This window comes from Paenibacillus sp. sgz302191, assembly GCF_057749925.1.
This window is the reverse complement of record NZ_JBYLHY010000002.1, coordinates 383024-396808: the sequence shown is the minus strand read 5'-3', so window position 1 is coordinate 396808 and position 13785 is coordinate 383024. Positions and strand designations below refer to the sequence as shown.

13 protein-coding genes are annotated in these 13785 nt (G+C 54.8%); 12 read left to right on the top strand and 1 reads right to left on the bottom strand.

Translation table 11 applies throughout. The features are described 5' to 3' along the window. Positions 1 to 56: 56 nt before the first annotated feature. The 11 genes from speD (at position 57) to hemG (ending at position 11596) form a co-directional block, all read left to right on the top strand. On the top strand, positions 57 to 458 hold the full coding sequence (gene speD / locus AC3G2T_RS04135) for an adenosylmethionine decarboxylase (RefSeq protein ID WP_474680701.1): 402 nt from the start codon (positions 57 to 59) through the stop codon (positions 456 to 458). A 112-nt stretch (positions 459 to 570) separates the two neighbouring features. Next, positions 571 to 1107, top strand: a complete 537-nt coding sequence (locus AC3G2T_RS04130; protein WP_488434616.1) for a hypothetical protein — start codon at positions 571 to 573, stop codon at positions 1105 to 1107. Between the two features lie 161 nt (positions 1108 to 1268). Then, entirely contained in the window at positions 1269 to 2672 is a 1404-nt protein-coding gene (gene hemA, locus AC3G2T_RS04125; protein ID WP_474680455.1) for a glutamyl-tRNA reductase, read from the top strand. Between the two features lie 35 nt (positions 2673 to 2707). Further along, the gene (locus AC3G2T_RS04120; protein ID WP_474680454.1) at positions 2708 to 3538 is read left to right on the top strand and encodes a cytochrome C assembly family protein; all 831 of its coding nucleotides are present in this window, start codon (positions 2708 to 2710) and stop codon (positions 3536 to 3538) included. Between the two features lie 7 nt (positions 3539 to 3545). Then, the gene (locus AC3G2T_RS04115) at positions 3546 to 4259 is read left to right on the top strand and encodes a precorrin-2 dehydrogenase/sirohydrochlorin ferrochelatase family protein (protein WP_488434615.1); all 714 of its coding nucleotides are present in this window, start codon (positions 3546 to 3548) and stop codon (positions 4257 to 4259) included. 5 nt (positions 4260 to 4264) lie between these two features. Next, the gene (gene hemC, locus AC3G2T_RS04110) at positions 4265 to 5212 is read left to right on the top strand and encodes a hydroxymethylbilane synthase (RefSeq protein ID WP_488434614.1); all 948 of its coding nucleotides are present in this window, start codon (positions 4265 to 4267) and stop codon (positions 5210 to 5212) included. 7 nt (positions 5213 to 5219) lie between these two features. After that, positions 5220 to 6758 (top strand): uroporphyrinogen-III C-methyltransferase, encoded by a 1539-nt coding sequence (gene cobA, locus AC3G2T_RS04105; RefSeq protein ID WP_488434613.1) that lies wholly within the window; start codon positions 5220 to 5222, stop codon positions 6756 to 6758. Positions 6759 to 6798: 40 nt separating this feature from the next. Further along, the gene (gene hemB, locus AC3G2T_RS04100; protein ID WP_474680450.1) at positions 6799 to 7791 is read left to right on the top strand and encodes a porphobilinogen synthase; all 993 of its coding nucleotides are present in this window, start codon (positions 6799 to 6801) and stop codon (positions 7789 to 7791) included. 302 nt (positions 7792 to 8093) lie between these two features. After that, positions 8094 to 9158 (top strand): uroporphyrinogen decarboxylase, encoded by a 1065-nt coding sequence (hemE, locus tag AC3G2T_RS04095; RefSeq protein ID WP_488434612.1) that lies wholly within the window; start codon positions 8094 to 8096, stop codon positions 9156 to 9158. Position 9159: 1 nt separating this feature from the next. Next, positions 9160 to 10104 (top strand): ferrochelatase, encoded by a 945-nt coding sequence (gene hemH / locus AC3G2T_RS04090; RefSeq protein ID WP_488434611.1) that lies wholly within the window; start codon positions 9160 to 9162, stop codon positions 10102 to 10104. 34 nt (positions 10105 to 10138) lie between these two features. Continuing rightward, a complete protein-coding gene (hemG, locus tag AC3G2T_RS04085; protein ID WP_488434610.1) occupies positions 10139 to 11596 on the top strand; it encodes a protoporphyrinogen oxidase in 1458 nt (485 codons plus the stop codon). Positions 11597 to 11604: 8 nt separating this feature from the next. On the opposite strand, the gene AC3G2T_RS04080 is transcribed toward hemG, so the two are convergent. Then, a complete protein-coding gene (locus tag AC3G2T_RS04080; protein ID WP_488434609.1) occupies positions 11605 to 12267 on the bottom strand; it encodes a Crp/Fnr family transcriptional regulator in 663 nt (220 codons plus the stop codon). Positions 12268 to 12339: 72 nt separating this feature from the next. Here AC3G2T_RS04080 and hemL point away from each other — a divergent pair, with 72 nt between their 5' ends. Further along, on the top strand, positions 12340 to 13638 hold the full coding sequence (gene hemL / locus AC3G2T_RS04075) for a glutamate-1-semialdehyde 2,1-aminomutase (protein ID WP_474680445.1): 1299 nt from the start codon (positions 12340 to 12342) through the stop codon (positions 13636 to 13638). The last annotated feature ends 147 nt before the right edge of the window (positions 13639 to 13785 follow it).

The following is a 13785-nucleotide window of genomic DNA, read 5'->3' as shown; positions in this document are numbered from 1 at the left end:
GGATGAAATTTTTTTCAAACATTTTATTCCTAGGAAGGGGGAACCGAAAGATGGAAATGGAATACTCAACTTTCGGAAGACACGTTGCTGTAGATACTTGGGGGGCAGATTTTGAACTACTGAACAATGCAGAATGGCTGCAGGCTCAGATGGTAGAAGCTGCCGAGGTATGCGGAGCAACCGTATTATCTGTACAATCCAAGCAATTTGAACCACAAGGAGCAACAGTGCTAGTCATGTTGTCCGAGAGTCATCTCTCCATTCATACGTATCCTGAGAGAGGTTTTGCCGCGCTGGACTGCTATACTTGCGGCGAGACAGTTGACCCTCAATTGGCAATCGACTTCATGGTGTCCGTTTTGAAACCGGAAACGGTGTATGCGAAGAAACTTGTTCGCGGCATTGGTGAACTGCAAGTGGAAACTCCAGTAATTATGCAAGCAGAGCTTGTAAAATAAGAAGACGATGCGCTAATAGCGGTAACCACGGAGAAATCCGTGGTTATTTGTTTTGTCCCGATCCCATACAATGTTACAGCCAGACATGTCCGCTTAACTTGGAGGGATCGAAGTGAAAAATAAAATGCTGCGCAAAACGGCGATGTTCGCAGTTGTACTTTTTTTGATCGGCTGGCCTTTGTATCAGACGATCGGCATGTTCAGCGACCGCAAGGAAGAACACGATGCTTCGCATTTGCTGTACCAAGTCTCGCTGTTCCAGATCGAGCTGCTGAACAGCTGCCTGGGCGAAGCGGGAAAAGCCAAAAACACCGGCGAGCTCGATGCATGCAGACAGACGTTGTATTCCGCAGGATATACGCATGAGCGGCTTGTGCTTGCCGCCGGCGGGAACGGGTACCTGACGACGCTGGACAGCGTCCCCCAGCTCATGCAGTATGTCCAGCGGCTGCAGATCGGCGGGGAGAGAAAGCTGAAGGCGGACGAAGTCCAGACGCTGCAGGCTGCGGCTGCGAAATTTCAGCAAATTTATGAGGTTTACGAGAAGCTGATGGCTTCGGGCGGGCGAGTCATTGCTTCGCAGAACGAGAAATTGATTTCGCTGGACAAAAGCCTTGCCGAGCTGGTCCGGAAAAAATTGCTTGAATAACGGCCTGGCCGGCATGATTGGTATATCTGGGCAGCAACACGTGCAAACTAACGAAGATAGGCGGAAAAAGCATTCATAAATTATTCAAAAAAAATGTCGGAATGCTTGTTTTGCTGTGCTATAATGATTCATAGAACTTTGGAGAAAGGCAGGTGGAACACATGCATATTATGGCAGTAGGCTTAAACTATCGCACTGCGCCCGTCGAAATCCGCGAGAAGTTTACTTTTGCGGCTTCGGAATTATCGCAGGCACTGACCGAACTGAAACATACGAAAAGCATACTGGAATGTGTCATTGTGGCTACCTGCAATCGTACGGAAATCTATGCTGTAGTGGATCGTCCGCAGGTTTGCAGCCATTATGTAACCAGCTTTATCGAGCGTTGGTTCGAAGTGCCGAAAGATCAATTTCAAAAACATTTATATACGTACGAAAATGAAAAAGCGATCGAACACCTGTTCCGAGTGACAAGCGGTCTCGACTCGATGGTTATTGGAGAAACGCAAATTCTCGGCCAAGTACGGGACGCCTTTTTATTGTCGCAAAACCTGAAAGCGACGGGGGCGTTTTTCAACACGCTGTTCAAGCAGGCGGTCACCCTTGCCAAGCGGGCTCATTCCGAGACGGGAATCAACGACAATCCGGTATCCGTAAGCTATGCCGCGGTAGAGCTGGGCAAACGGATTTTCGGTACATATGCTAACAAAACCGTGATGATTATAGGCGCCGGCAAAATGAGCGAGCTGACGGTCAAGCATTTGTATGCGAGCGGAGCGAACAAAGTTATCGTTGTGAACCGCACGTACGAGCGCGCTGTCGAACTGGCGGCCAAATTCAACGGCATCCCCTGCGCAGCCGATCAAATGCTCCGGCATTTGGCGGAAGTCGATATTATTATCAGCTCGACGGGGGCTCCCGGCTATGTGCTGACAAGAGACCACTTGCAGGCTGTTTTGCAAAAAAGAAAGTCGCGCCCGCTCTTTATGATGGATATTGCCGTGCCGCGGGATCTTGATCCGCAAATCAGCGAGCTGCAAAATGTGTTCCTGTATGACATCGACGATTTGGAAATGATCGTTGACAAGCATCTGCAGGAAAGAAAGAGGGAAGCGGCGAAGATTGAGACAATGATTGCTGCCGAAATGGACATTTTCGATCAATGGACCAAGACGCTTGGCGTAAGCCCGGTCATCAAGGCGCTTCAGGCGAAAGCGAACCAGGTGCACGAGGAAACGATGGAAAGCATGCTGAAAAAGCTTCCTGATCTGGATGAGCGGGAAGTGAAAGTAATACGCAAATTGACCAAAAGTATCGTAAACCAGATGCTGCGCGATCCGATCCTGCGCATCAAGGAAATGGCTGGAGAGCGGCACGGCGACGAGGCGCTTGACATGTTTACGAAGCTGTTTGCGCTTGAAGAGGTGCTGGAACAGCAAGAGCAGGCAGACGAGCAGGCACAGGAAGCAGAACGAAAAGCGATCGAAGCGGAGGCAAAGCGCGCCCAGGAAGACAAACTGCTCGCTATCGGTCTGAAACACGCCGACGCTGTAGCGCAATCTTAAGTGATTCGGCGCTAACAATGCCCAGGAGAGGTGCCATGGTCACACGAAGCTTTTTGATGGACGCGATGATTTATATATATGCCCTGAGCCTGCTGTTTTACTTTTCGGATTTCGCTCACGCGAACCGGAACGCAAAACGGATGGGGACGGGGCTCCTTTTATTTGTATGGGTTTTGCAAACCGCGTATATGGCGTTCGGCTTGTACGGACGCGCGTTCGAGATGGGATTTTCCCGTTCCGATGTGCTCTATTTGTTTAGCTGGCTGCTTGTGACGATATCATTAATTATAAGCAGGTTTGTCAGGATTGAATTATTCGTTTTTTTTATCAATGTGTTCGGCTTTGCCATTCTCGCTCTTAATGTGTTCGGCAATCCTCAAATGATACCGATTTCGAGCCAGTGGGATGTGAACAGCGAGCTGCTGTTTATTCATATTTCGATGGCGGTCGGCAGCTATGCGGCTTTTACGGCCGCGGCGATCTTTTCCGGCATGTATTTGTTCCTCCACCGCAAGCTGAAGGAGAAGGAGTTCTCCGATACGGTCATGAGGCTGCCTTCTTTGGAAAAGATGGAGCAGTATACGTACAGGTCGGTCATTATCGGGGCGCCTTTGCTGCTGCTCGCTTTATGCTTGGGCATTGTCTGGATCGCGCTTCAGGGGAACGGCGGCCTGTTTTTCGATCCGAAGGTTGTCAACTCCGTTTTTGTATTGGCGGCTTACGCCTTTTACTTGTTCCAGCGCCATTCCATGCGTATCTCGGGCAATAAGCTGGCGGCGTGGAACATTGCGGCTTTCCTTATTGTCATGATCAATTTTGTAGTGTCGAACTTTTTTTCCGGCTTTCACAGCTGGATTTGGAGCTGATTCGAATTTGAAGCACCCGTACCCGGTGATGTTGAATGTGGAAGGCTGCCGATGCCTCGTCGTCGGCGGCGGTAAAGTGGCGGAGCGCAAAGTTCTTGCGCTGACGAAAGCCGGGGCGGACGTTACGGTAATCAGTCCGGATGTGACGGACGAACTTGCCGGCATGGCGGCCCGCGGCGAGGTAGTTCTTCTCAGGAAGACTTTCGAGCCCGGCGACCTCGCCTCCGGCGTATCGGACGGTGCAACCCGCTACATGCTGGCCGTAGCCGCGACGGATCAAGCGGAGGTCAACAAGCGGATTCACCGGGAAGCGCAGCGTCTCGGTATGCCGGTCAATGTGGTGGATGAACCGCAGATCAGCAGCTTTATCGTGCCTTCCGTCGTCCGCAGAGGGAAGCTTGTAATCGCAGTGTCAACGGGAGGGGCCAGCCCTTCTGCGGCGCGCAAAATTGCGAAAGAACTCGAAGCGGCTTACGGCGACGAGTACGAGGTCTATCTGGATTTTCTCGGCGATGTGCGCTCGAAAATTCAAAGCCTGGTGGAGGATAAAGCGGCAAGGCAGCGGATGTTCAAGCAGATGCTGGAGTGGGACGTGCTCGGACGCATACGGTCCGGGACGTTTGGGATATGGAAGGACGAATTGTTTGCTGAGCTGGAAAGAAAGCCGAATATAGATACAATTATGGCTTTCAGTGGTCGGAATAGAGAGGCAGGGGACTAGTAGAGATGAGAACTATCGTAGTTGGCACCAGACAGAGCGCGCTTGCATTAACGCAAACCGGTCAGGCTGTGAAGCAATTGGAAAAACTGGCTGCCGGGTATGGAATCGAATGCCGGTTCGAGATCAGGAAGATTGTGACCAAAGGGGACCGCATCCTGGACGTGACGCTGTCCAAGGTTGGCGGCAAAGGCCTGTTCGTCAAGGAGATCGAACAGGCTCTGCTGGACGGCGAGATCGACATCGCCGTCCACAGCATGAAAGATATGCCCTTCGAGCTTCCCGAAGGGCTTGTCATAGGAGCGGTGCCCGAGCGCGAGGACGCGCGCGATGCGCTGATCACGCGAGGGCACCGGTCGCTCGACGAGCTGCCGCAGGGCGCGCTCGTCGGCACGAGCTCGCTGCGGCGCGCCAGCCAGCTGCAGCACCTCCGCCCGGACCTCCGCATCGAGTCGCTCCGGGGGAACATCGATTCGAGGCTGCGCAAGCTCGAAGAGGGCAACTTCGATGCGATACTGCTGGCGTCGGCCGGTTTGCACCGGATCGGCTTTCAGGATCGCATCACGGCGTATTTGCCGCCCGAAGCATGCCTCCCTGCCGTAGGGCAGGGAGCGCTGTGCATCGAATGCCGGGGCGGCGACGACTTCGTGCTGGACCTGCTCGGCAGGTTCCAGCATGAGCCTACCGCGCTCGCGGTGCGGGCGGAGCGGAGCTTCCTCGGCAGACTCAACGGAGGCTGCCAGGTGCCGCTCGGCGCTTACGCGAGCGTGAGCGTCAACAGCGGCGGCGGTGCCGCGCCGCTGTTGACGCTGACGGGCATGGTCGGCACGCCCGACGGACAGACGCTGCTGAAGGAGACGGCCAGCGGCAGCGATCCGGAAGCGCTCGGCCTGCTCATCGCCGACAAGCTGATCGCGCAAGGTGCGGACCGCATCCTCGCTGCGGTAAGGGAGTGAGCGCGCGATGATCAAAGGAAAAGTATATCTTGTCGGAGCCGGTCCCGGCGACCCCAAGCTGATCACGGTACGCGGTCTGGAAGCGATCCAAAAGGCGGACGTGATCGTGTATGACCGCCTGGCAAGCCCCCGTTTGCTAAAACATCGAAAACCCGGAGCTGAGCTTATTTTTGTAGGCAAGCTGCCGGATAAGCATATGATGAAGCAGGAAGAGATCAACCGCTTGCTGGTCGATCTCTCGCTGCAAGGAAAAGTTGTTACGCGGCTCAAAGGCGGCGACCCGAGCGTCTTCGGACGCGTCGGCGAAGAAGCCGAGCTGCTGGCCGACCATGAGGTTACGTACGAAATCATACCGGGAATCACTTCATCCATCGCGGTGCCGGCCTATGCCGGAATACCGGTGACTCACCGTGATTTTACGTCATCCGTGGCGATCGTCACCGGGCATGAGTACCCGAACAAAACGTACTCCAGCCTGGATTGGGAGCATTTGGCGAAGGCGATCGGCACGATGGTGTTTCTGATGGGCGTAGCCAATCTGGAGCAAATCTGCCGGGAGCTGATCCGCTGCGGCAAGCCGCCGCAAATGCCCGTCGCTCTCGTGCGCTGGGGGACGTGGACGGATCAGGCGACGATCACGGGGACGCTGGAGGACATCGCTGAGAAAGTGAAGCAGGCGAATTTCCAATCCCCGGCCGTCATTATCGTCGGCGAGGTTGTCAAACTGCGCGAGAAGCTGGCCTGGGTGGAGAAAAAGCCGCTGTTCGGCCGCAGAGTGCTGGTCACGCGGGCGCGCAGCCAGGCGAGCGAGCTTGTCGATCTGATCGACGAAATGGGCGGGGAGCCGGTGGAGTTCCCGGTCATCCGCATGCAGCCGACAAGCCGGCCGGAAGCGGTCGAGGCATTGGACCGGGCGCTTGAGAGTTTGCCCCGATTCGATTGGATATTGTTCACGAGCGTTAACGGCGTGGAATATTTTTTCCGCAGACTGCGCGAGATGCGCATCGATGTTCGCCTTATGGGCGGCGCCCGGATCGCGGCTGTCGGCCCGAAGACCGCTGAAGCTTTGGCTGAACGCGGTTTGATTGCCGACGTGCTGCCGTACAGATTTCAGGGTGACGATCTGCTGGATGCCATCCAAACCGAGCTGAAGGCGGGCCAGCACGTGCTGCTCCCGACAGCCGATATCGCCAAGGAATACATTCCTGCGAGACTGGCGGAGCTTGGCCTTCACGTTACCGAAGTGGACGTGTACGAGAATGTGCTCGATACCGAGGGCGGTGAGGAAGTGATCGAGCTGCTGCGCAATCAGGCCATTCATATCATTACTTTTACAAGTTCGTCGACAGTGACCAATTTGCTCGAAGCTTTGCGCCGGCTCGGGGCCGAAGATCCCGTCAGCCTGCTGCAGAGCGCCGAAATTGCCTGCATCGGTCCGAAAACGGCGGAAACCGTCCGCCAAGCGGGCCTGCCGATCGCTTATATGGCCGAAGAAGCGACGGTTGCTTCTTTGGCGCAAAGCTTATCGGCGCGCAAGCCGCACTAATGCATATCCTTATTCAAAGAGTCAAGGAGGCCGTAACTATATGAGTTTTCCGATTGTACGCAACCGCCGTTTGCGCGGGTCGGCAGCGATCCGCAACCTGGTCCGTGAGAATCAGGTTACGATTCATGATTTGGTTCAGCCGATTTTTGTCACCCATGGAACGGGCATCAGGGATGAGATCGCTTCTATGCCCGGAGTGTTTCATTTTTCGCTCGACCGGATGGAAGCCGAAATTGATGAGATCGTGCAGCTAGGCATTCAAGCGATTTTGCTGTTCGGCTTGCCTGAGCACAAGGACGCCGAAGGCACCTCGGCCTACGAGGAGAACGGTATCGTTCAGCAGGCGGCCCGCCGCATCAAGGAGCTGCATCCGAACCTTTTGATCATTGCCGACACTTGCCTGTGCCAATTTACGGATACCGGGCACTGCGGCGTTGTCCATCATCATCCGATTACGGGACAAGCCGACGTAGCGAACGATGCGTCCCTGGAACTGCTGGTCAAAACAGCCGTATCCCAGGCCCGGGCAGGCGCCGACATTATCGCGCCCTCCAATATGATGGACGGCTATGTGCAGGCAATCCGCTCAGGGCTCGACGAAGCCGGCTACGAGCATGTGCCGATCATGGCGTATTCCGTCAAGTACGCGTCGGCGTATTACGGCCCGTTCCGCGACGCCGCGCATTCGGCTCCGCAGTTCGGCGACCGCAAAACGTATCAAATGGACCCGGCGAATGCGCGGGAGGCGCTGCGCGAAGCGGAAACCGACGTGATCGAAGGCGCCGACTTCCTGATGGTCAAGCCTGCGCTCGCTTATATGGACGTGATCCGCATGCTCAAGGATAATTTCGATCTGCCTGTCGTCGCTTACAACGTCAGCGCGGAATATTCCATGATCAAAGCGGCTGCGCTGCAGGGCTGGATCGATGAAAAGTCCATCGTTATGGAAACGATGACGGGCTTCAAGCGCGCCGGCGCGGACATTATTCTTACTTACTTCGCCAAAGATATCGCACGCTGGCTGCGTGGCTGATGATTCGCTTCGAATAGCGATTCACGACCGGCAGTCCGGCGGATGAACTCGGCAGAAGGCATACGTATGTGCAATGACGGATTTTATGCGGGCGAACGCATAAAATCCGTCATTATTCATTGGGCAAGCCCAAAGGCAGTTCCGCCCGCCGGACTCCTGAAACTGCTGTGCACCGGAGGGTCTTTTGTCATACTTTTGTCGGAAACCGAAAGCTCCCATCGGTTGTTACAGGCGTATAATTAGGGCATAATGGATGAGAAAAGCACGGAATATTATGGTTTGGAAAAAGAGGAAGGTGCCTCGTGAGTTATAACGATAATTTTATTAAGGCTTGCCGGAAAGAACCGGTAGATACGCTGCCCGTATGGTATATGCGCCAGGCAGGCCGCTACGATCCGGATTACCGCAAAATTAAAGAAAAGTACTCGCTGCTTGAAATTTGCAGCCAGCCCGAGCTTGCCGCAGAGGTTACCATGATGCCGATCAGGAAGCTTGGTGTGGATGCGGCCATTTTGTACTCGGATATCATGAATCCGGTTGCTTCGCTCGGGGTTGACTTCGATATTGTAAAAAACATCGGTCCCGTCATTCATACGCCGGTCCGCACGGCGCAGGATGTAGAAAACCTGCGTCCGATAGACGTTGAAAAGGATTTATCCCACATCATTGAAACGATTCGGATTTTGCACCGGGAGCTGGAGGTTCCGCTGATTTCGTTCGCCGGTGCGCCGTTTACGATCGCGAGCTATTTAATCGAAGGCAAGCCTTCGAAAAGCTATATCCGCACGAAAACGCTGATGTACAGCGAGCCCAAAGTTTGGTACGCCTTGATGGATAAGCTGGGGGATATGGTGATCACGTATCTCAGAGCGCATATCGCCGCCGGCGCCAAAGCGGTGCAAGTGTTCGACAGTTGGGTGGGCGCGCTTTCGCCTTCCGATTTTCAAATGTACGTGCTGCCGACGATGAAGCGGATTTTCAAGGAGCTTGCGGATTTGACCGAGCCGAAAATTTATTTCCCGGGTGTCAGTTCCGGCGAATTGCTGCCTTATTTGAAAGATTTGCAGGCGGATGTCATCGGCCTCGACTGGCGGATTCCGATCCCGGAAGGCCGCAAAAGACTCGGAGACCGGTTTGCCGTTCAAGGCAACCTCGATCCTTACGTGCTGACAGCGCCTATGAGCGTCATCGAGCGGCAGGCGAAAGCCATCATTGACGAAGGCATCAGCAGGCCCGGCTACATTTTTAACCTGGGGCACGGCCTGTTTCCGGAAGCCTCATTGGAGAAGCTCAAACATTTAACCTCGTTTATCCACGAATATTCGCATGCCGCATTATCCCAGCAAACAGAGAAGAGTGGTGTCTAACATGACAAAACGCCGTATCGGTGTATTGGTAATGTCTTACGGAACTCCGGAAAGTCTGGATCAGGTCGAAGCGTATTATACGCATATTCGGCGCGGCCATCCGCCTACGCCGGAGCAGCTGCATGAATTGACGTCGCGTTATGAAGCGATTGTCGGCGGTTTTTTTCCGCTGCGCGAAAATACGAACAAACAGGTTCAAGGGCTGGAAGATACGCTGAACCGCGAGCATGGAGATATGGAGTTCGTCTGCTATCAAGGTCTGAAGCATGCTCAGCCATACGTGGAGGACGGCGTGGAGCAGATGGTCAAGGACGGCATCGAAGAAGCGGTCGGCGTCGTGCTGGCGCCCCATTACTCGGTCATGAGCGTGGGCGGATATGTGAAGCGGGCGCAGGATAAAGCCGCAGAGCTTGGCTTGCGCATTGATTTCGTACTGAGCTATCATCTGCATCCGAAGCTGATTCAAGCATTGACGGAGCGCGTGGAGTCCGCGCTGGCGAAGTTCGACGCCGCGAGCCGGGACGATGTCCGCGTCATTTTTACAGCGCACAGCCTGCCTGAAAAAATTGTCCAAATGAAAGATCCGTATCCCGATCAACTGCTGGCAACCTCCAAGGCGATTGCCGAGCGGGTGGGCGTGACGAATTGGCAGTTCGGCTGGCAAAGCGCCGGGCAGACCGCGATGCCGTGGCTCGGGCCGGACATTTTGGACGTGCTGCAAACGATTCGCAAGGAAGAAAACGTGAAGCATGTGCTGCTGTGCCCGATCGGCTTTGTATCCGACCATCTCGAAGTGCTTTACGATATCGATATCGAGGCGCAGGCTTTGGCCAAGGAGCTGGGCATCCATCTGGAACGTACGGAGTCGCTGAACACGGACCCGCTCTACATGGAGACATTAAGCGACGTCGTTTACGATAAAGTGAAGGAAAGCACGAGCAAATAAATTTTTTCGTATGTGCGCGAAAGGGGAGATTTCCATGAGTGCAGAACGACCGCACATCATCATTATCGGCGGAGGCATAACCGGTCTCAGCGCCGCTTACTATGTCAAAAAGAGATTATCTGCCGAGGGCGTAAGCGCGCGTCTGACGGTCGTGGAGAAATCATCCTCTTTTGGCGGCAAAATTCATACGATTCAGCGCGACGGCTTTGTTATCGAAAAAGGCCCGGATTCCGTCCTCGCGCGCAAGCGGCCGACGATCGATCTGGCCCGCGAGCTCGGCCTGGAAGGGGAACTGACGGGGCTCAATCCGCAAGCCAAGAAAACGTATATCGTACGCAGGGGCAAAATGCACCGCATGCCGCCGGGTCTCGTGCTGGGCATCCCGACGGAAATAGCACCTTTTATGAAAACAGGGCTGATCTCGCCGCTCGGCAAAGCCCGGGCTGCGCTGGACGTAGTGCTGCCTGTGCGCGAGGAGACGACGGACGAATCGCTCGGGCACTTTCTGGAGCGCCGGCTCGGCAAAGAGGTGCTGGAAAACGTCGTGGAGCCGCTGCTTGCCGGCATTTACGCGGGTGATACGTTCAAGCTGAGCTTGAAGTCCACCTTTCCGCAATTTCAAGCTATGGAACAAAAGCACAAAAGCTTGATCAAAGGAATGATGGCAAGCCGGAAAAACAATGCGGGGGAAAACGCCCATGTGCCCGAGCCACTCAAGGCATCCGCTTTTGTCACTTTCAAAAAAGGGCTGCAGACGCTGGTTGAGGGGCTGCTCGAAAGCTTGTCCGACTGCGACCTGCGGACGGACACCGGCGTCGTATCGGTAAGGAAGACGGAGCTTGGCCTTACGGAAGTCGTGTTTGAGGACGGGCATACGGAAACGGCGGACGGAGTCATCATCGGTACGCCTGCGTATCAGACGGCCCGGCTGCTGGCTCATTTGCAGCTTGCGGAGCATTTGAAGCAGATCGAATATATTTCGGTCGCCAATGTCATTATGGCTTTTGACCGGAAAGACATTCCGTTCGAGCTGGACGCCTCCGGCTTCCTGGTGCCGCGCAAAGAAGGGCGCACGATTACGGCGAGCACGTGGACATCGTCCAAATGGCTGCATACGGCGCCGGACGGCAAAGTGCTGCTGCGCTGTTACATCGGCCGCTCGGGCGAGCAGGAATGGCTGAACTGGAGCGACGAGCAGCTCGTGCAAAAAGCCCGCCACGATCTCGGCGAGCTTCTGGGTCTGCATGCAGAGCCGTTGTTTTATGAGATTACACGGATGCCTCAATCGATGCCGCAATATCCGGTTGGCCATTTGGAGAAAATAGATCGGTTTCGCAAGGAGCTGGCTGCGGAAATGCCGGGGGTGTTTGCGGCCGGCGCGGGATTTTACGGGGTCGGTATTCCCGACTGCATCCGCCAGGGGCAAGAAGCCGCTGTACAGCTGGCTGACTACATGGCGCAAAAGCTTCCCGACCCTGCATATGCCCGTTAGGCGCCGGACTAGCGAAGCTTGGACAAATCCAGCCTGAAATCGACGGGCGAGATCGTAAGAATCTGCTTTTCCTCCAGATCGCGGATCACCTGCATGAGCGTATTTTTTTGGACCCCTGCGAGCTGGGATATTTCGTCATAATTCAGAACAAGCTTGATGATGATCGAGTTCTCGCTGCGTATGCCGTGTTTGTTCGCCATTGTGATCAGGCTTTTGATGACGCGGGTTCTGGCGTCGAGGAATGTCAGGTCGTAGACGTGCTGGTTCGTATCGCGCAGCCGGCTGCTCAGTTCCCGCATAATGCCGAGCGCTATGTCAAAATGATTGCGCAGCAGGCCGAGGAAATTTTGCGCAGTCAGCGTGACGAGCGCGCATTCTTCCAACGTTTGCGCGGAAGCCGAGCGCGGCTTGCCGTCGATCAGCGACAGCTCGCCGAAGCTTTCTCCCGATTTGCAGATCGACAATATTTTCTCCTCGCCGCTACTGCCGGTCGTATAAATTTTGACGGACCCGCTGATCACCATGTAGAACACCGAGCCCGGGTCTTTTTCGGAAAAAAGCACCGTATTCGGCCGATATGATTTTTTGCTGCAAATTTCGGCTAAGGCACCCAGTTGGGCATCGGTCAATTGCGAAAATAAAGGTACCCGTTTGACGAATTCTAGCATCATGTACCGCCTTTAGTCATAAATTGGATTCCGTTTTATTTTACCATATATGGTCTTCGTGGAGGTATGAAGAAAATGAAAAATTCGAGCAGAATCGATACGCGTTCGGCTGCCGCATTCAGCGAAGCGAAGAAAGTGATTCCCGGCGGTGTGAACAGTCCTGTGCGCGCTTTTAAATCGGTAGGCTTGACCCCTTTGTTTATGGAAAAGGGAGCCGGCTCCAGGGTCACCGATATCGACGGAAACAGCTACATCGACTACGTCGGTTCATGGGGACCGCTCATCGTCGGCCACGCCCACCCGGAAGTGGTGGAAGCGATCAAAGAGGCGGCTGAAAAGGGAACGAGCTTCGGCGCACCGACCGAACTTGAAACGGAAATGGCCAACCTCGTTATCGAACGGGTGCCTTCAATCGAGATGGTACGCATGGTGAGTTCGGGGACCGAAGCGACGATGAGTGCCCTCCGGCTGGCACGCGGCTTTACGAAGCGCAACAAGATCGTGAAATTCGAAGGCGGCTATCATGGGCATGCCGATGCTCTTTTGATCAAGGCGGGTTCCGGGGTCGCTACATTGGGCTTGCCCGACAGCCCGGGGGTTCCCGAGAACGTAGCGGTCAATACGATTACGGTGCCTTATAACGACCTGGAGTCGATTAAACTTGTTTTCGGGAAGTTTGGCGAAGATATCGCGGCAGTGATTGTAGAGCCGGTCGCCGGCAATATGGGCGTCGTTCCGCCTGCGGAAGGCTTTTTGCAAGGACTGAGAAGCATTACGCAGCAGTACGGCAGCTTGCTGATCTTCGACGAGGTGATGACCGGCTTCCGGGTGCACAAACATTGCGCTCAAGGGCTGTACGGAATTACGCCCGACCTGACGTGTCTTGGCAAGGTGATCGGCGGCGGATTGCCGGTAGGGGCTTATGGCGGAAGGCTCGATATTATGGAGCACATCGCGCCTGCCGGACCGATCTATCAGGCCGGAACGCTCTCCGGCAACCCGCTCGCTATGGCGGCCGGTTACACGACTTTAAAGCTGCTCGGCCAACCGGGCGTGTACGAGGAATTGGAGCGGAAATCGGCAATGCTGGAAGCCGGATTTAAGAAAAACGCCGCCGAGGTCGGCATCCCATGCACGATCAACCGCGTCGGCTCGATGCTGTGCCCGTTTTTTACCGAGCAGACCGTTGTCGATTACGAAACGGCGAAAACGTCGGATTTGGCCAAGTTCAACGCCTATTTCGGCCATTTGCTTGATCTGGGCGTTTCCGTGGCGCCTTCCCAGTTCGAAGGGATGTTCATTTCCACCGTTCACTCAGATAGCGATATAGCGGAAACGATCGAAGCTCACCGCGAGGCGCTTAAGCGCCTGTAAAAGATGGGCGGGGCACTTCACGCTGCGATGATGCAAATAAGCCCATTTGTAACCTGGAAATGGAAAAGCAGCGAAGGTGTGTTTATAGCCTGAGGATTGGAATGCTGCGAAAAGTATGATCGGTTACATTTAAAACTTGGAAAAAAC

Bases quoted from the DNA above. Each gene is read 5' to 3' on its own strand.
- speD (WP_474680701.1), top strand. From the start codon at position 57: ATGGAATACTCAACTTTCGGAAGACACGTTGCTGTAGATACTTGGGGG.
- hemA (WP_474680455.1), top strand. From the start codon at position 1,269: ATGCATATTATGGCAGTAGGCTTAAACTATCGCACTGCGCCCGTCGAA.
- AC3G2T_RS04120 (WP_474680454.1), top strand. From the start codon at position 2,708: ATGGTCACACGAAGCTTTTTGATGGACGCGATGATTTATATATATGCC.
- hemC (WP_488434614.1), top strand. From the start codon at position 4,265: ATGAGAACTATCGTAGTTGGCACCAGACAGAGCGCGCTTGCATTAACG.
- cobA (WP_488434613.1), top strand. From the start codon at position 5,220: ATGATCAAAGGAAAAGTATATCTTGTCGGAGCCGGTCCCGGCGACCCC.
- hemB (WP_474680450.1), top strand. From the start codon at position 6,799: ATGAGTTTTCCGATTGTACGCAACCGCCGTTTGCGCGGGTCGGCAGCG.
- hemH (WP_488434611.1), top strand. From the start codon at position 9,160: ATGACAAAACGCCGTATCGGTGTATTGGTAATGTCTTACGGAACTCCG.
- hemG (WP_488434610.1), top strand. From the start codon at position 10,139: ATGAGTGCAGAACGACCGCACATCATCATTATCGGCGGAGGCATAACC.
- AC3G2T_RS04080 (WP_488434609.1), bottom strand. From the start codon at position 12,267: ATGATGCTAGAATTCGTCAAACGGGTACCTTTATTTTCGCAATTGACC.
- hemL (WP_474680445.1), top strand. From the start codon at position 12,340: ATGAAAAATTCGAGCAGAATCGATACGCGTTCGGCTGCCGCATTCAGC.